General features: G+C 42.4%; 16 protein-coding genes. 6 read left to right on the forward strand and 10 right to left on the reverse strand.

All coding sequences use genetic code 11. From position 1 onward, the window contains the following. Positions 1 to 12: 12 nt before the first annotated feature. Complete coding sequence (locus VRUMOI_RS08365; RefSeq protein WP_089140165.1) at positions 13 to 285, reverse strand: YcgL domain-containing protein; 273 nt, start codon at positions 283 to 285, stop codon at positions 13 to 15. A gap of 267 nt (positions 286 to 552) precedes the next feature. Here VRUMOI_RS08365 and minC point away from each other — a divergent pair, with 267 nt between their 5' ends. The 3 genes from minC (at position 553) to minE (ending at position 2440) form a co-directional block, all read left to right on the forward strand. Continuing rightward, positions 553 to 1215 carry a septum site-determining protein MinC gene (gene minC, locus VRUMOI_RS08370; RefSeq protein WP_089140164.1) on the forward strand — a complete coding sequence of 221 codons (663 nt, stop codon included), beginning with the start codon at positions 553 to 555 and terminating at the stop codon, positions 1213 to 1215. A 150-nt stretch (positions 1216 to 1365) separates the two neighbouring features. Then, positions 1366 to 2178, forward strand: coding sequence for a septum site-determining protein MinD (gene minD / locus VRUMOI_RS08375; RefSeq protein WP_089140163.1), 813 nt, complete (start codon positions 1366 to 1368; stop codon positions 2176 to 2178). Between the two features lies 1 nt (position 2179). Continuing rightward, the gene (gene minE / locus VRUMOI_RS08380) at positions 2180 to 2440 is read left to right on the forward strand and encodes a cell division topological specificity factor MinE (protein ID WP_089140162.1); all 261 of its coding nucleotides are present in this window, start codon (positions 2180 to 2182) and stop codon (positions 2438 to 2440) included. Positions 2441 to 2541: 101 nt separating this feature from the next. On the opposite strand, the gene rnd is transcribed toward minE, so the two are convergent. From rnd to VRUMOI_RS08410, 6 genes are all read right to left on the reverse strand, one after another. Beyond that, positions 2542 to 3672: a ribonuclease D gene (gene rnd / locus VRUMOI_RS08385; RefSeq protein ID WP_162598355.1), complete on the reverse strand. Its 1131-nt coding sequence runs from the start codon at positions 3670 to 3672 to the stop codon at positions 2542 to 2544. 103 nt (positions 3673 to 3775) lie between these two features. Then, positions 3776 to 5467, reverse strand: coding sequence for a long-chain-fatty-acid--CoA ligase FadD (fadD, locus tag VRUMOI_RS08390; RefSeq protein WP_089140160.1), 1692 nt, complete (start codon positions 5465 to 5467; stop codon positions 3776 to 3778). 136 nt (positions 5468 to 5603) lie between these two features. Then, positions 5604 to 6491, reverse strand: a complete 888-nt coding sequence (locus VRUMOI_RS08395) for an alpha/beta fold hydrolase (protein ID WP_231897439.1) — start codon at positions 6489 to 6491, stop codon at positions 5604 to 5606. A 3-nt stretch (positions 6492 to 6494) separates the two neighbouring features. After that, positions 6495 to 7040 (reverse strand): Slp family lipoprotein, encoded by a 546-nt coding sequence (locus VRUMOI_RS08400; RefSeq protein ID WP_089140159.1) that lies wholly within the window; start codon positions 7038 to 7040, stop codon positions 6495 to 6497. Between the two features lie 154 nt (positions 7041 to 7194). Further along, a complete protein-coding gene (gene tsaB, locus VRUMOI_RS08405) occupies positions 7195 to 7911 on the reverse strand; it encodes a tRNA (adenosine(37)-N6)-threonylcarbamoyltransferase complex dimerization subunit type 1 TsaB (RefSeq protein WP_089140158.1) in 717 nt (238 codons plus the stop codon). A 47-nt stretch (positions 7912 to 7958) separates the two neighbouring features. Beyond that, positions 7959 to 9923: an ATP-dependent DNA helicase gene (locus tag VRUMOI_RS08410; RefSeq protein WP_089140157.1), complete on the reverse strand. Its 1965-nt coding sequence runs from the start codon at positions 9921 to 9923 to the stop codon at positions 7959 to 7961. 216 nt (positions 9924 to 10139) lie between these two features. Between VRUMOI_RS08410 and purU the strand changes: the two genes are divergently transcribed. Further along, the gene (purU, locus tag VRUMOI_RS08415) at positions 10140 to 10982 is read left to right on the forward strand and encodes a formyltetrahydrofolate deformylase (protein ID WP_162598356.1); all 843 of its coding nucleotides are present in this window, start codon (positions 10140 to 10142) and stop codon (positions 10980 to 10982) included. Between the two features lie 80 nt (positions 10983 to 11062). On the opposite strand, the gene VRUMOI_RS08420 is transcribed toward purU, so the two are convergent. Then, positions 11063 to 11671: a VOC family protein gene (locus VRUMOI_RS08420; protein ID WP_089140156.1), complete on the reverse strand. Its 609-nt coding sequence runs from the start codon at positions 11669 to 11671 to the stop codon at positions 11063 to 11065. A 244-nt stretch (positions 11672 to 11915) separates the two neighbouring features. On the opposite strand from VRUMOI_RS08420, the gene argS reads away from it, so the two are divergent. Beyond that, positions 11916 to 13649, forward strand: coding sequence for an arginine--tRNA ligase (gene argS / locus VRUMOI_RS08425; RefSeq protein ID WP_089140155.1), 1734 nt, complete (start codon positions 11916 to 11918; stop codon positions 13647 to 13649). A gap of 136 nt (positions 13650 to 13785) precedes the next feature. Next, positions 13786 to 14214, forward strand: a complete 429-nt coding sequence (locus VRUMOI_RS08430; protein ID WP_089140154.1) for an HIT domain-containing protein — start codon at positions 13786 to 13788, stop codon at positions 14212 to 14214. A 72-nt stretch (positions 14215 to 14286) separates the two neighbouring features. Here VRUMOI_RS08430 and feoB read toward each other — a convergent pair whose 3' ends face one another. Together feoB and VRUMOI_RS08440 are read right to left on the reverse strand one after the other, a co-directional pair. After that, positions 14287 to 16581 carry a Fe(2+) transporter permease subunit FeoB gene (feoB, locus tag VRUMOI_RS08435; protein ID WP_089140153.1) on the reverse strand — a complete coding sequence of 765 codons (2295 nt, stop codon included), beginning with the start codon at positions 16579 to 16581 and terminating at the stop codon, positions 14287 to 14289. Further along, positions 16578 to 16808 (reverse strand): FeoA family protein, encoded by a 231-nt coding sequence (locus VRUMOI_RS08440; protein ID WP_089140152.1) that lies wholly within the window; start codon positions 16806 to 16808, stop codon positions 16578 to 16580. The genes feoB and VRUMOI_RS08440 overlap by 4 nt, the downstream gene beginning before the upstream one ends. Positions 16809 to 16907: the final 99 nt, after the last annotated feature.

Raw genomic sequence — 16907 nt, forward strand, 5'->3', positions numbered from 1 at the left:
CCTTCTTTGACATTACTGCTCTGATTTTCGAGCTTTATATTCATCTAATAAATTCACTGGTGGCGGTGGAAGTTGTAAAAAATAACCATCGTCTTTTAATGATTGTTTTACCTTTTCAATATCGACTGAAGCCAACTTGCGGCCTTCCATTTTCATCACCATGACAAAAGTCGGCTTACCAAACATCTCACGTAAGGGGCTAGGTACGTCAGAAAAATCGTCTTTTTTCGGGATATAAAGATACATCCCTTCTTTTTTTGCACTTTTATAAACAGAACACAACATAACGGATCCTTTTTAGCTTATTATACCCAACGAAAATGACGGATAAGGTCACGGTTTGAACACAGAGTAATCAAACACAAAAACAACCATGACTTTCGCTTGGATTTGGCCTCATTTTTTATCATTATGACAAGCAATTAACTCAATCGCGCTTTAAATAGACTATAACATTGTCAGTCTTGATGTTGTTACTGTTTCCAATGGCCATTTAGCATTTGCAGTAATAAATATTTTTATGTGCATTCAACATTCAGAGTAATCATTTCTATGGCTACCAAACCCGATTTAAAAGGCAGTAGTTTCGCGTTATCCGTTCTTCACTTAACAGAAGATAATGTCGAAGATTGCCTGCAATTTTTACACAACAAAGTAGAACAAGCTCCGGCCTTTTTTACTCATGCACCCTTGGTGGTCGATATTGAGAAAGCGCCACAAATTGACATAGATTTCGAAGGGTTACGTCAGGGGATTGTGAAAGCTGGAATGATTCCTGTTGGCGTTACTGGCTGCCAAAACCCATTGGTAAAAAAACATGTGACCAACGCTGGCTTTGCCGTGATGTCGACCAGTAAATCGGGTTACCAAGCTCCTGCTGAAATGGTACCCACCAAAGTGATCCACACTCCTATTCGCTCAGGGCAACAAGTTTACGCAAAAGGTGGCGATCTCGTCATTCTCAACCATGTCAGTGCTGGCGCCGAAGTAATTGCCGATGGTAGTGTGCATATTCATGGAACCTGCCGAGGCAGAATCATTGCAGGCGCAAGTGGCCAAAAAGGCGCCATGATTTTATGTGATGATTTACAAGCTGAATTGGTTTCTATCACTGGTCATTACTATTTAAGTGATCAAATTGGTTCTGAGTATTGGCAACAAAAAGTGTTATTGACACTACAAGATGAACAACTGACGTTCAAAAAGATTAAGTAATATTAAATCAAGTGCTTATATAAAAAGCAGGCATTTAATGTTAAAAATAGCGTTAACTTAGCAACAACAATGACACTCAGTCGTCGAAACATCACACTGTAAAGATCATCATTGTTTTTAAAGGTCTAGATTCAACATAAGGGAAATGAAATGGCACGTACTATTGTCGTGACGTCTGGTAAAGGGGGTGTAGGCAAAACTACATCTAGCGCAGCGATTGCCTCCGGTCTTGCATTAAGAGGAAAGAAAACGGCTGTTATCGATTTTGATATTGGCTTACGTAACCTCGACCTAATCATGGGATGTGAGCGTCGTGTTGTTTATGATTTTGTGAACGTGATTAATGGTGAAGCTACCCTTAATCAAGCATTAATCAAAGATAAACGTTGTGACAATCTTTATATTCTTCCTGCGTCTCAAACTCGTGATAAAGATGCCCTTACCCATACTGGCGTAAAGCGCGTTTTAACAGAATTACACGACATGGGTTTTGACTTCATTATCTGCGACTCACCTGCAGGTATCGAGCAAGGTGCGTTAATGTCACTATACTTTGCTGATGAAGCGGTAATTACCACTAACCCTGAAGTGTCTTCTGTTCGAGATTCTGACCGCATTCTCGGCTTGCTTGATTCAAAATCATTACGTGCAGAGCAAGGTTTAGAACCCGTTAAGCAACACTTATTATTAACTCGTTATAATCCTGCTCGTGTGAATGCTGGTGAAATGCTTAGTGTGACCGATGTTGAAGACATCTTACACATCCCTCTACTTGGCGTGATTCCTGAAAGCCAGGCGGTATTGAATGCTTCTAACAAAGGTGTGCCTGTAATTCATGATGATGAATCCGATGCAGGACTTGCCTATAGTGACGCCGTTGACCGCTTATTAGGTGAAGAGAGAGAGTTTCGCTTCTTAACCGAAGAGAAGAAAGGCATCTTTAAACGTTTATTTGGAGGTTAATATGTCATTACTGCAATTCTTCCGACCGAAGAAAAAAGATACCGCTAACCTTGCCAAAGAACGTTTGCAGATCATTGTTGCAGAACGCCGTAATCAAGGCAGTACTAGCCCTTCTTATCTTCCACAGTTGAAAGAAGATATTCTGCAAGTGTTGAGTAAATACGTTTCGGTTGATCCTTCAATGGTAAACGTGAACCTAGAGCAAGGTGATGATGATTTATCGGTGCTTGAACTGAATATTCAGTTGCCAGATAAAGAATAAGTGACGAGTCCCTAGAAAAAGAAATAAAAAAAGCTGAACCATTTTTAAGTGGTTCAGCTTTTTTATGTTTTGAAAGAACTCAAAGCCTAGGGATCAGCAGCCTAGAAACCTTTATCATTCATCTTCTTATTTAATTCATCACCGAGAATCGACTTACGCCAGCTTTGCATGACCTCTGGAAGCTGTTCTGGATTGCGGTCTTTATTCCACACCCAAGAAATAAACTGATTTAGCTGCTTTTTTGACGCTAAAAATTCGGTGGCTAAGCCAGATGATTCGGACGCTATTTTTACTTCATCTTTTAATACTTTGAATAATTGCTTATACGCTGGATTATCCATTAAGCGGGTGATCTTAGCAGGCCATTCGCTTTCGGGTGTCGCTTGGCCTTGCTTGACCATCTCGATCAAGGTATTACCGTGGCGGCGAATTTCACGATGATCAAATCCCGCGTCATTCATTTGCTTTAAGCTGGTCATTTCATTGCGACACACTTCCACCATATTGGCTTCTTTAACAATGAAATTTAACGCTAAATCTCGCTTCTGTGCCTCTAGCAAGCGCCATTGTGCGATGATTTTTAAAATGGCTAACTGCTGAGGCTGTAAAATCCACGCGCCTTTTACCGACAAGTAAGCTTGCTCAGGTTTCGTTGGCTTTAAGCGCTTTTCAACCAACAGTTCAGATTCTCGTTTAACCGCCTCTAACCAGCCTTTATCTTCCACTTGTTGCAGTAGTTTTTGATATAACGGCAGTAAGTAATAGACATCCGCCGCTGCATAATCGAGCTGCTTATCAGTTAATGGTCTTGCTAACCAATCTGCGCGTGATTCACTTTTATCCAACTCAACGTCTAAATAATCATTCACCAATGCAGCAAAGCCGGTCGATAGGCCATAACCTAAAAAGGCAGCCATTAGCTGAGTATCAATCATGGGTGTTGGCGTGCAACCAAACGCATGTTGAAACACTTCCAAATCTTCACCGCAAGCATGCAATATTTTTGTAACCGAAGTATCCATTAATAATTCGGAAAACGACTGCATATCATCAATTTCAAGCGGATCTATCAACACTAGTTGCTCGCCATCATACAATTGGATAAGACCCAGTTGAGGATGGTAAGTACGAGTGCGTACAAATTCGGTATCAAGCATAACAACATCGGTTAAACGCGCTTGTTGACACACTTTCTCTAATGCCGTTGCGGTGGAGATTATTTGATAATTCACAGTCTTCCTTAAAAATAAAACCAATCGCATTGCCTTCTCAGAAAAGACTCGCGATTGGTATTTTAACTTACTAACACTTTACGTTGAAACTGACTGATAAATACTAAGCCGATTTCTTGGCAAGGTTAGCAATATTTTCTTCTCTTAACTCACGACGTAAGATCTTACCGACATTACTTTTTGGCAGTTCGTCACGGAACTCAACCACTTTCGGGATCTTATAGCCTGTTAAGTGCTCACGGCAGTGGGCGATAAGCTCTTCTTTGGTGAGGCTCTCATCATTTTTCACCACATAAATTTTGACAATTTCGCCTGATGTATCGTGCGGTTGACCAATCGCCGCCACTTCTAATACTTTGCTATGTAAGGCAACGACATCTTCAATTTCATTCGGGTAAACATTAAAGCCCGACACTAAAATCATGTCTTTTTTGCGGTCGACAATGTACATGAAGCCTTCATCGTCAAAGCGCACGATATCGCCGGTTGATAACCAACCATCTTGGGTAATCACTTCTTTGCTCGCTTCAGCGCGTTGCCAGTAACCTTCCATCACTTGCGGGCCACGTACTTGAAGCTCACCCGTTTGATCAAAACCAAGCACATTACCTTCATCATCGATGATACGCACTTCTGTTGATGGCATCGCAAGACCAATTGAACCATTGTATTCTTTTAAGTCGTAAGGATAAGCGGCAACTAACGGAGAACACTCGGTTAAACCGTAGCCTTCAAGCAAGTAACACTTGGTAATATTGATCCATTTATCGGCCACCGCGCGTTGCACCGCCATACCACCACCAACCGATAAACGCAGGTGGCTAAAATCCAACTCTTTAAAGTCTTCATTATTAACCAAGGCATTGAATAAGGTGTTCACCCCCGTAATTGCTGTAAACGATGTTTTTTGCAGCTCTTTAACAAACGTTGAAATGTCTCGAGGGTTGGTGATCAATAAATTCGCGCCACCCACTTCCATAAATAACAAGCAGTTAATGGTCAAAGCAAAAACATGATAAAGAGGCAATGCGGTCACCACCGTTTCACGACCATCACGCAAAAGCGAACCATAAGCGCCTTTCGCTTGTAGCACGTTGGCTACCATGTTGCGATGCGATAAAATTGCACCTTTTGCCACACCCGTCGTGCCGCCAGTGTATTGTAAGAACGCAATATCATCGCCTTCAAGGAAAGGTTTCACGTATTGCAGGCGACGACCTTTATACAGCGCTTTGCGAAATGAGATAGCCCCAGGTAAATGATACTTAGGCACTAAACCTTTTACGTATTTAACAACAAAGTCGACCGCGGTGCCTTTTACTTTCGGCAACATTTGCCCAAGGCTGGTTAAAATCACATGTTTAATTGGCGTATTCGCCACCGCTTTTTCTAACGTATGAGCAAAGTTAGACACAATCACAATCGCTTTAGCATCAGCATCATTTAGCTGGTGCTCAAGCTCACGCGGGGTATAAAGCGGGTTCACGTTAACCGCGATCATACCGGCACGCAAAATGCCAAATAACGCGATTGGGTATTGCAATACGTTGGGCATCATTAAGGCAACACGATCGCCTTTTTTCAATTTCAAATCATTTTGTAAGTAAGCTGCAAATGCTCGGCTGCGCTCTTCTAACTTACGGAAAGTCATCACGGAGCCCATGTTCATAAAGGCAGGCTGATCAGCGAACTTTTGTACTGACTGCTCAAACATTTCCACTAATGATGAATATTTGTCTGGATCGATTGTTTCAGGCACATTCTCTGGGTAACGGTTTAACCACGGTTTTTCCACGGTATTTTCCTTCAATTAGTCTCACATTCAGTTTGGATAAATTCACATTCAATGAATCAACTGCAATGTATTTTTATTATTCGTTGTTGGTAACGTGACGCTCATGGTAACGGCAATCACATTTCAGGTTAAATGCTTAAATCACACTTTTGGCGACAAAATGACGAATTATGTCGCTAACTTGGGCAAAAGACTCAATATGACAATGATGCCCACCGGGTACGGTCACTTCCTGATGATGTTTTAATGCTGCCTTTCTGCTCTCCGCGGTTACCAATTGTGGAAACCCGGTTTGGCCCAAAATCAATAAGCTTGGACACTCAATAGCTTGTAAATACGTTAAGCCTTGCTCTTCTGTCATCCGATATATGGATTCACATTTTAATTTCGGATCATATCGCCAATACCAGTGACCATCTTCAAGATAGGTGCCTCTTTCAATCAAGGGCCTTAATTGTTTCGCACTCAGCTGGTTGGCCTGCATTCGATGCAAACAGGCATCATGTTGTGAAACATAACGCCGCATTGGTTTTGCCTTGATGCGCTGACGGCTCAATATACCTTTGCGTAGACGTTCAACACTATTTTCAGCGGGTTCAGTTAGTGGTCCTAATCCTTCAATTTGGATAAGACCATCCACTTTATCGGGAAAGGCGGCACTATAGCAACTTGCTATTAAAGCACCAAGAGAATGACCGATTAAAATACATTTATTTGGCGCTATTTTCGCCAATAGCTCATGAAGATCGGCGATATAGTCATGAAATGGGTAAAAATTGTCCGCTCTTCGATGTTGAGATAAGCCATGCCCTGCCAGATCAATCGCCAACAGGTGCCAATTTTTCTGTTGCGCAGTTTCAATCAGGCTATCCATAACAGAGCTAAAACTGGCGGCGTTATCTAACCAACCATGCAAAAATAATAACGTCACATTGGCGTGACTCTCTTCACCGAACTCAAGTGCAGATAACCGTAGATGTGATAGTTGAATATCGACGTTACGTAACATTAATTCATCACTCATTCGTTACTTCACCTGTTGAATAACTCTAGCTCTGCTTGGGCCGTATCCCTGACAGAAAATCGAACTACGGAAACAACCGCCCATCCATAAGTCATTATTTTCAATATAGGTGGTTTTCTCAATCGTCCATAAGCGCTGGCCCATTGCATTTAATACCGGGAAAGTATACGAATAATCACCGACTTTCCCTTGCTCGGGGGCAGCGCTTTTTCCTGCCACGGTAATTAGGCGACCATTTTTATACGCCATCGGGTCTAAAAAGCCATCAACATACGCCACAAAACGACCTTTAGGATCTTGCTCTAAACTTGGTTTACCTGCCGATGATATGGGTAAATTGACAATTTCAATTCTCGTTTTATCTTTTAGATTAGTGACTTTTGCGATCACCCCGCCCAAACGAACGTCAACCACTTTATTTGGGTCAGTATTGATCCATTGTTGATAATCAGAGATCGGTTGAGTGCTCGTGGTTTCCAATTCAGGAGGCAAAGAAGAGCATGCCGATAACCCAATAAGCATCAAAAACAACCAACAATATCGTTTCATGATTTCTTTCCTATCTTATTCGTGCAAGGCGATGGCAGATAAACCCTAAAAATATAAATAGGACAAATGCAAACCGGATTCGGTTCCAATTGCCCTATTTAGATACATTCTCAAATGGGATAAGTCATCAGATTGAATAAGCGATCAATGCGGTTTATTCACGACCCGGTAGTTTTTTCCAAGTGACTTTATCTCGAAGGTAAGTCGGACTGGCTTGTTCCGCTTCTACCGTGTTGCCTTTTTGCCATTCAAATTGCGCTAATACTGCAATATCTTGCGCTTCAGGATACAACACATCACCTTTTGTCATCGACAACGGCAAGTTATCTAAACTTTCAGCGTAGGCTTCCCAACCAGTACCCGCTTGTGTCCACTCACCGCTTTGCGCCGCGATATGTTCCGCTAATTCTTGTGGTGGGATCACACATTCCCGTTGACCATCGGAAACCGCAACCGCTTGCCATTCACCATTAGTTTGACGTTGATATTGACCCCAGTAGATTTCACTCATACGCGCATCAATCGCCGCTACAACACTTTCAGAGTGATGGATACGGTACGTTGCTTGTGCCATGGCAGCGAGTGTTGAAATACCAATCATTGGCAACTCAGCACCAAAAGCTAAACCTTGGGCAATACCGATGCCAATGCGTACGCCAGTAAAACTACCCGGACCACGACCAAATGCCAATGCATCAAGATCTTGCAGCGTAACACCGCCCTCTTTTAATACTTCATCGACCATTGGAAGAATTTTTTTAGTGTGATCACGAGGTGCCACTTCACTGCGCGCGATGATGCGACCGTCAATCATTAATGCAACAGAGCAGTTTTCTGTTGATGTATCTAAAGCAAGAATTTTTGCGCTCATTAAGGCCTCAGGCTAAATTATTTTAAGTTCTGTTATATGTTCGTCTGTCACTCAGGTGTACGAGTTGTCGCACATGAGTGAGATAAAAAATCGGATACTTTCTGTAAATCTCTCGTTCTAGGAATCGGCGGGAGACTTTGCAAGAAAATCCCTCCGTAATCACGAGTCACCAGTCGGTTATCACAAATGATCAAGACACCTTTATCATGTTGATCTCGAATCAAACGCCCCACCCCTTGCTTTAAGGTAATCACCGCATCAGGCAATTGCACTTCTGCAAACGCATCACCCTGTTTGAGTCGGCAATCTTCAATTCGCGCTTTGAGCAAAGGATCATCTGGCGCCGTAAACGGCAGTTTATCAATGATAACACAGCTTAACGCGTCTCCTCTAACATCGATGCCTTCCCAAAATGCGCCAGTAGCCACTAATATGGCATTGCCCAACTCAATAAATTCATTCAGTAATTTTTGTTTACTGGTCTCACCTTGCACTAACACAGGTAAATCCAGTTGCTCACGAAATAAATCCGCCAAACGACGCATCATTTGGTGAGAAGTGCATAAAAAGAAACATCGGCCATTATTCGCTTCAATCACCGGGCCTAACATCTGTGCCAATTTTTCGGCCATGCCAACACTATTAGGCTCAGGTAAATATCTAGGTACACACAGTAGCGCTTGAGACTGATAATCAAACGGACTAGGCAGAGTAAATTGTTGGGCAGGTTCAATACCTAACCGTTCGGTAAAGTGTTTAAAGTCATCACGTACCGCCAGTGTCGCGGAAGTAAAAATCCAGCTGCCCTGCTTCGTTTCAATTTGCTCTTTAAACTTATCCGATACCGACAGTGGCGTAATGTGCAGAACAAAGTGACGTGGACTACATTCAAACCAGTAGGAATAACCAGTAATCGCCACATCACACACTCGGGTCAAACGGTTTTTAATCATGTGGGTGCGTTCAAAAGCCGCATCTAATAACTCACTACGCCCCAACGCGATTTTTAACACTTCTAACGCTAAATCTAACGCCTCGTGTAATCGTTCAATTTCACGCATCACCGCAGGCGATTTAATCGCTTCACGCCAATTACCACGAATACTTTTTCCAGATGAATTCGACCCTTGATAATTAATTTCACCGAGAATAATCCGTAGGTCCATAAAGGTTTGTACTAGCTTAGTGGCAATTTTTTGCAACTGACGCATATCTTTGGCTTCAGTGCGATAACCAATTTCAATATCTTTGGCTAACTCTTGGATTTGCCGACTAGAAATGGATTGCCCAAAATATTGGCTGGCAATATCCGGCAACTGGTGTGCTTCATCAAAAATAAACACATCGGCATCCGGTATCAGTTCGCCAAATCCGGTTTCTTTTATCGCTAAGTCGGCAAGAAACAAATGATGGTTCACCACCACAAGATCCGAATCCATGGCTTTTTTACGTGCTTTTAAAACAAAGCAATCTTGATAGCTGGGGCACTCTTTCCCAAGGCAGTTATCATTGGTCGAAGTAATCGTTGTGATAATCGGTGAGTCTTCGGCAATCGCTTCACAATCGCCTAAATCACCGGTTTTCGTTTCCGATGACCAAGAACGCACTTTTACCAATTGTGATAATAATTCTGGGTCGGCTTCATTGGTGTGGCTTTCTACCAGTTGTCGACTTAAACGATCTAAGCATAAGTAGTTGGAGCGCCCTTTCAATAAAGACACATGCCCAGTAAAACCCAGAGCGTTAACCATTAAAGGCAAATCGCGATGAAACAACTGCTCTTGTAGGTTTTTAGATCCGGTACTGATGATGACTTTTTTGCCGCTCAATAACGCTGGCACAAGATAAGCAAAGGTTTTGCCGGTTCCGGTTCCCGCTTCGACCACCAATTGCTGATCGTTGGCTATTGCCTTGTGAACGGCTTCGGCCATATCAATCTGAGGTTGGCGAGGCTGAAAGCCTGGGATAGCTTTTCCTAAAGCGCCAGAAGAAGAAAATGTTTTCGTAATCATCAGATACCATTGCCAAAATGCGTTAAAGCGAGCTGGCAATTATGGCAGCTTTGGTGAAACAGTGAAATGACGTTATCAAACTCAAGCCCCAATACCTGTATAAATAACGTGTATTAAATACGCTTGCTAAATGATTTACAGATCGTTAGATTGTTGAGTCACCTTTGATTGGCGACTTTTGTCTCGTCATTCGATTTTGCCACTTTGGATTTTGGTATGGATAACTTGGAAAGAAAAACACTTCTAACACACTGCAGCGACGAACGTGGATTGATTGCTAAAATCACCAATATTTGTTTTAAACATCAACTTAACATCATTCACAACAACGAATTTGTGGACAATGCTAGCGGCCACTTTTTCATGCGAACGGAACTCGAAGGGACATTTGATGATAAAACATTATTGGCCGATTTAGACCTTGCTCTTCCAACCAATAGCAAGCGTTCATTGATCAGCTCATCACGCAAAAAAATCGTTATCATGGTAACCAAAGAAGCCCATTGCCTTGGTGATATTTTAATGAAAGCTTACGATGGCAGTTTAGATGTTGAAATTGCGGCAGTTGTCGGTAACTACGATAAACTACAAACCTTAACGGAACGCTTTGATATTCCTTATCACCACATTTCCCATGAAGGATTAAGCCGCGAAGAGCATGAAGAAAAAATGCTTGAGGTGATTAAAGGTTACGACCCTCGTTACGTAGTATTAGCCAAATATATGCGCGTATTAACGCCTAATTTTGTGGCGCAATTCCCGCACAAAATCATCAATATTCACCACAGTTTCTTGCCAGCCTTTATTGGTGCAAAACCATACCAGCAAGCATTTGATCGTGGCGTAAAAATCATTGGCGCAACCGCGCACTTTGTGACTAACGATTTAGATGAAGGCCCTATCATTAAGCAAGATGTCATCCCTGTGGATCATAACTTCAGTGCAGCTGATATGGCGCAAGCTGGTCGCGATGTTGAAAAGAATGTGCTCAGTAAAGCATTGAGTAAAGTCGTAAACGACCATGTGTTTGTTTATGGCAACAAAACAGTGATCTTGTAACGGTTATTGAGTCATTATGATTTAGGCGCGTCGCATTGCGTTGTTCTTTTTGCGAGGCGCCTGTCTATATTTAATTGTCGTTACTCAGCTTGCTCACTGGCGATCACCGCTTCCAAAGTATGAGGATGTAGCTTAATACACACACCGTTTTTCTTAAAAGCCACTGTCGGATTCGCCAAACGCTCCCCTTCGCCTTGCGGGCTTGATAATTTCACTTTGATCCCTTTCTCAGCCAAACCTTCCCAATTATCAGCTAATCGCGGAAAGGCGATTTTTACCTCTTCAACAAACTCTAGGGCGGTTTGTGCGGAACTTGGCACAACAAACTCCACATGCTCCCAACCTTCATTTGGGTACGTTTTATCACTTGGATAAGGCAACTCTAGACATTCAATGATATGGCTTTCAATCTGCAAAGGTTGAGAAAACGCAATCACAATAATGGGACGACCGTTAATTATCGCATTGGAAATTTGCCTACCTTGGGTTAACCACGCTTGGTGCGCACTTTTTGCCACATCAAGATCATTAATTCGCATCGCAATATGGTCGGCCACAAGGGATTGAGTCTCGATTCCTAACTCATCCGCTAAAGCTAAAATATCTCCCCAAAAACGAGGTAGATCCGCCAGCAATGCTTTCGGGAATAATGAGTTAGGCGATAAAGAGGTTAGTGTGGAAACAGTCATCGTCGTAGACATCCAAAAGTGTGAAATTATATCGAGAGTGTATCTGAAATATTTCGACAGCCAAAGCAATTGAAATAATAAGCACGTGAAAAATAAATCCAATAAAATGCCTTTAAATTGCAGATTAGGTTTTTCATGTACTGGTAAATATTGGTATCATAGATCACATTTTCTAATTAAAAATTTTGACTGGTTGTTGATTGAAAAAACAACCCGCCTTACAGCTACTACATAGGAAGCACACGTGAATATTGCAGCCCTCATTAATGACAAAGTATCGAAAGCTCTCGAAGCCGCTGGCGCACCCGCTGGAAGCCCAGCAGCAGTTCGACAATCAGCCAAAGCACAATTTGGTGATTACCAAGCAAACGGTGTTATGGGTGTAGCAAAAAAACTCGGCATGAACCCTCGTGAGTTTGCGCAAAAAGTGATTGATGTTTTAGACCTAGACGGTATCGCGAGCAAAGCAGAGATTGCTGGCCCAGGTTTCATTAACATTTTCTTAGACCCTGCTTTCTTAGCCAAGCAAGCGTCTGCCGCATTAGCCGATGAGCGTTTAGGCATTGCGACTCAAGAACAACAAACTATCGTTGCTGATTACTCTGCGCCAAATGTTGCTAAAGAAATGCACGTGGGCCACTTACGTTCAACCATCATCGGTGATGCGGTGGTTCGTACGCTTGAGTTTTTAGGTCACAAAGTGATCCGCGCTAACCACATTGGTGACTGGGGTACGCAATTTGGTATGTTAATTGCCAACCTTGAACGTGTCGAAAAAGAACAAGGCGAAATTTCAATGGAACTTGCTGACCTTGAAGGCTTCTACCGCGAATCGAAAAAATTATACGATGAAGATGAAGCGTTTGCTGAACGTGCTCGTGGTTACGTTGTAAAACTACAAGGCGGTGATGAACATTGTGCGAAAATGTGGAAGAAATTGGTTGATGTCACCATGATCCAAAACCAGCGCAACTACGACCGTTTAAACGTTTCTCTTTCGCGTGACGACGTCATGGGCGAAAGCATGTACAACGATATGCTGCCAACGATTGTTGCAGACCTAAAAGCACAAGGCTTAGCGGTTGAAGATGATGGTGCGCAAGTTGTCTTCCTTGATGAATACAAAAACAAAGATGGCGAACCTATGGGCGTTATCGTACAAAAACGCGATGGTGGTTACCTATACACCACCACTGACATTGCTTGTGCGAAATATCGTTACGAAACCTTAGGCGCCGATCGCGTATTATACTTTATCGATTCACGTCAGCATCAACACTTAATGCAAGCTTGGACCATCGTTCGTAAAGCCGGTTATGTACCAGAGTCAGTGTCTCTTGAACACCACGCTTTTGGCATGATGCTAGGTAAAGATGGTCGTCCATTTAAAACTCGTGCAGGCGGTACGGTTCGTTTAGCCGATCTTCTTGATGAAGCAACCGAACGTGCTCAAAAACTGATCGAAGAGAAAAACCCTGAGCTTTCAACTGAAGAAAAAGCCAACATTGCCAACACAGTTGCGATGGCTGCGGTGAAATACTCCGATCTGTCTAAGCATCGTACTACCGATTACATCTTTGATTGGGATAACATGCTGGCGTTTGAAGGTAATACTGCGCCTTACATGCAGTATGCATACACCCGTGTGGCTTCTATCTTTGCAAAAGCAGGTATTGATATGAACAGCCTATCTGGCGATATCATGGTCGGTGATGACAAAGAAAAAGCTCTAATTTCTAAACTGCTTCAATTCGATGAAGCAGTATCATCAGTAGCTCGCGAAGGTCAACCTCACTTAATGTGTAGCTACCTATTTGAGCTAGCAGGTCAGTTTTCTAGTTTCTATGAAGCGTGCCCTATCTTGAGCGCTGAAGATGAAACCGTGAAACAAAGCCGCTTAAAGCTGGCTGCGTTAACGGCTAAAACGATTAAGCAAGGTCTTGAACTACTAGGTATTGAAACCTTAGAGCGCATGTAATACTTAAACATTGCTCAATAAAATAAACGCTCCCCTTGGTTGATAGCATAAACAATCAAGGGGATTTTTTTATCTAATTCAGTGATATGCTTTTGCTATATCCAAGCAAGTTCAATAAACAATATGAAGGTGAAACATGAGTTTTACACTGCACCCACAATTGCAAAAAGACACGGATATGATCGGTGAATTCCCGCTTTGCTTAGCGTTATTGCATAAAGAAAATATCGGCCCTTGGGTCATTCTTGTGCCTAAAATCGATGGCCTGCAAGAGCTACATCATTTACCGCTGGAGCAACAGCAACAATTTTTGGTGGAATCCCAGGTTGTATTTGAAAATCTAGAAGCTCTCTTTAATCCTAAGAAGTTAAACTTAGGGGCATTAGGCAACATGGTACCGCAACTGCATATCCACCATATTGCTCGCTTTGAAAGTGACATAGCATGGCCAGGCCCAGTCTGGGGCAATACTGAAGGGAAACAACGTTCAACTCAAGAGACTGAAGCCTTAGTTCAACACTTAGCTGACGCTTTTCAAAAACAATATCCCGCATTTAATCGTTAATAAAAAAGCTCAGATCCGGGATTGGAGTTCTGAGCTTTATTTATTCATTATTGGCGGTTAATCACCAATCATTTAGTTGATATTTACGACATCAATCCGCAACGCTTGTTCTTTTTGACCAACCTGTTTTAAGCGAATGTAAACGAGTACGAAAGCTAGCAACATCAAGCCAATCCACAAACTACTCGACAACGGGTGCGCAGCAAAGCTGGTCGCTTGGTAGTAAATAACGGCCGACGAATACGCTAAAAACATCGTCCAAACCCCAATAAAGCGTGCGAATTTAGACCCAAACTCTCTAACATAAGCTCCCATTGCAGCAACACATGGTGTGTAGAGTAGAATAAATAACAAGTAAGCAAATGCTGCGCCACCACTTACAAAGTAGGCTTGTAAATTACCAAATATACCGTCGCTAACCCCTTGGTCTTGCGCTGCAGACGCACTGTCGGTTAAATCTCCAACTTCAATACCTAACGGATCGCTGAAACTTAACGCCATCAAATTATCAGGAATAGTTTGCAGAGCCTCTTTTAAGCTCGCACCCAAATCAAATTCCACGGCATCGTCAGCAGGATCAGAATAGAGATTATTCAACGTCCCCACCACAGCTTCTTTGGCAAAGATCCCTGTAATAATACCTACGGTTGCCGGCCAGTTTTCTTGTTCAATTCCCATTGGAGAAAAAATTGGCGTCACAATTTGCGCCGCTTTCGATAATACCGAATTTTGGCTATCTTCATTACCAAACGAACCGTCTGTGCCTAATGAGTTTAAAAAGCTCAAAATCGCCACCACGATAACAATGGTTTTACCGGCACCCAACACAAAGCGCTTGAGTTTTTGCCAAGTTTTTAGGCCAACATTACGAAGCGTTGGAATTTCATAATCCGGGATCTCCATAATGAAGCTACTACTCTTACCAGGGTACAAGGTTTTCTTTAGCAACATTCCCGTAAACACCGCCGCCAATATACCTAATAGGTACAAAGCAAAGACAACATTCTGGCCACTATTTGGAAAGAAAGCCGCTGCAAATAAAGTATAAACCGGTAACCGCGCCCCACATGACATAAATGGAGCCATAGCAGCTGATAGCTTACGCTCACGCTCTTGATCCATGGTGCGAGTGGCCATAATGGCAGGAACATTACAGCCAAACCCTAAGATTAAAGGAACAAATGCTTTACCGGGCAGACCGATTTTCTGCATCACTTTGTCTAATACAAAAGCCGCTCGAGCCATATAGCCTGAACTTTCTAACAAAGAGAGAAATAAATACAAGCAAGCAATCACCGGAATAAACGTCGCAACGGTTTGGATACCGCCACCGAGGCCATCAGCCAAGACAGTCACCAGCCAAATAGGTAAGTGGTTATCAAGCAAGTAGTGTCCACCATCAACAAGAATAGCTCCAACACCAATGTCAAAGACATCAATGAAAGCACTACCGATATTAATCGAGAACATGAACATCAAATACATGATGAAAAAGAAAATCGGGATACCCAACCATTTATTCAAGACAACGACGTCAAGTTTGTCAGTAAAGCTTTTCGTCAATGCCGATTCCGAACGTCGTACTTGCTGGCACAATTGGTGTAAGTAGTCATATTTTGCGGTAGTGATAGTAAGATCAACATCCAACTCTGCGTCTAAACGGCTTAATAGGGAAGCGCAGTGCTCTGTTTGTGATGATGAGAGTTTATCCATCACTAAACCATCTTGCTCTAAAGCTCGAATAGACATCGCTCTCGGTAAAATTATTCCATCTTGTGGCCACAAATCGTTTAACTCCGCCACCGCCGCTTCTATCTGCTCACCATAATGTAGAGCCAACCCATCGAGTCGAGTCGCTTCTGGATGTTGTAACAGGTCATATAAATCTTCTTTGAAGACCGACACTTGCTTTTTATTAATGGCAGATAAAATATAAACAGGACAACCGAGTTTTTTAGATAATGCCTCGACATCAATTTCTTGTCTCTCACGGTGCAATGCATCCAGCTTATTTAATACCACCACCATCGGGCGGCCAAGCTCACGCAATTGTAATGTCATATACAAACTGCGTTCTAAGCTGGTTGCATCCACGACATTAATAATCAAATCAGCAGGCATAGAGGAGATAGCCGATGAAGCGATGGATTCATCGATACTGTTGGCATCATTCGCACTATCAAGCGAATATATCCCAGGTAAGTCCGTCAAACTGAAAGTATGTCCTTTGTGCTCAAAGAGACCGGTTTTTTTCTCAACCGTAACCCCAGCCCAGTTTCCTACGTGCTGCTTCGCACCGGTTAAACTGTTAAAAAGTGTCGTTTTACCACTATTCGGGTTTCCAACCGTCAGAATTTTAAAACTCATTGTACGTTCCCAATTTCAATCGCAGCAGCCACTTGACCACGAATAGCAAGTGACACACCTCTGACTTCAACTTGTAATGGATCGCCCATTGGCGCTTTACGAATGAGCGTCACCTGAGTATTAGGTAGCATTCCCATGATCATCAACTTCTTCCTAATATCACTTGCTAATGCATTGAGATTAACGATATTGGCCGTTTGCCCTATCTGTAATTCGCTTAATTTCATATCTCAGTCAGACTCTTAATGATAACTATTACTATTTTCACCAATAATACTCTCTATGTCAGTAAGTTTTTTTGCTATACATCAAATTAGTGTTGATAG

It is taken from the genome of Vibrio rumoiensis, assembly GCF_002218045.2.
In the GTDB taxonomy this organism is placed as follows: domain Bacteria; phylum Pseudomonadota; class Gammaproteobacteria; order Enterobacterales; family Vibrionaceae; genus Vibrio; species Vibrio rumoiensis.

Excerpts from the sequence above, each read along its gene's own strand:
- VRUMOI_RS08365 (WP_089140165.1), bottom strand. The coding sequence starts at position 285 with ATGTTGTGTTCTGTTTATAAAAGTGCAAAAAAAGAAGGGATGTATCTT.
- minC (WP_089140164.1), top strand. The coding sequence starts at position 553 with ATGGCTACCAAACCCGATTTAAAAGGCAGTAGTTTCGCGTTATCCGTT.
- minD (WP_089140163.1), top strand. The coding sequence starts at position 1,366 with ATGGCACGTACTATTGTCGTGACGTCTGGTAAAGGGGGTGTAGGCAAA.
- minE (WP_089140162.1), top strand. The coding sequence starts at position 2,180 with ATGTCATTACTGCAATTCTTCCGACCGAAGAAAAAAGATACCGCTAAC.
- VRUMOI_RS08395 (WP_231897439.1), bottom strand. The coding sequence starts at position 6,491 with ATGAGTGATGAATTAATGTTACGTAACGTCGATATTCAACTATCACAT.
- VRUMOI_RS08400 (WP_089140159.1), bottom strand. The coding sequence starts at position 7,040 with ATGAAACGATATTGTTGGTTGTTTTTGATGCTTATTGGGTTATCGGCA.
- tsaB (WP_089140158.1), bottom strand. The coding sequence starts at position 7,911 with ATGAGCGCAAAAATTCTTGCTTTAGATACATCAACAGAAAACTGCTCT.
- VRUMOI_RS08410 (WP_089140157.1), bottom strand. The coding sequence starts at position 9,923 with ATGATTACGAAAACATTTTCTTCTTCTGGCGCTTTAGGAAAAGCTATC.
- purU (WP_162598356.1), top strand. The coding sequence starts at position 10,140 with ATGGATAACTTGGAAAGAAAAACACTTCTAACACACTGCAGCGACGAA.
- VRUMOI_RS08420 (WP_089140156.1), bottom strand. The coding sequence starts at position 11,671 with ATGACTGTTTCCACACTAACCTCTTTATCGCCTAACTCATTATTCCCG.
- VRUMOI_RS08430 (WP_089140154.1), top strand. The coding sequence starts at position 13,786 with ATGAGTTTTACACTGCACCCACAATTGCAAAAAGACACGGATATGATC.
- feoB (WP_089140153.1), bottom strand. The coding sequence starts at position 16,581 with ATGAGTTTTAAAATTCTGACGGTTGGAAACCCGAATAGTGGTAAAACG.
- VRUMOI_RS08440 (WP_089140152.1), bottom strand. The coding sequence starts at position 16,808 with ATGAAATTAAGCGAATTACAGATAGGGCAAACGGCCAATATCGTTAAT.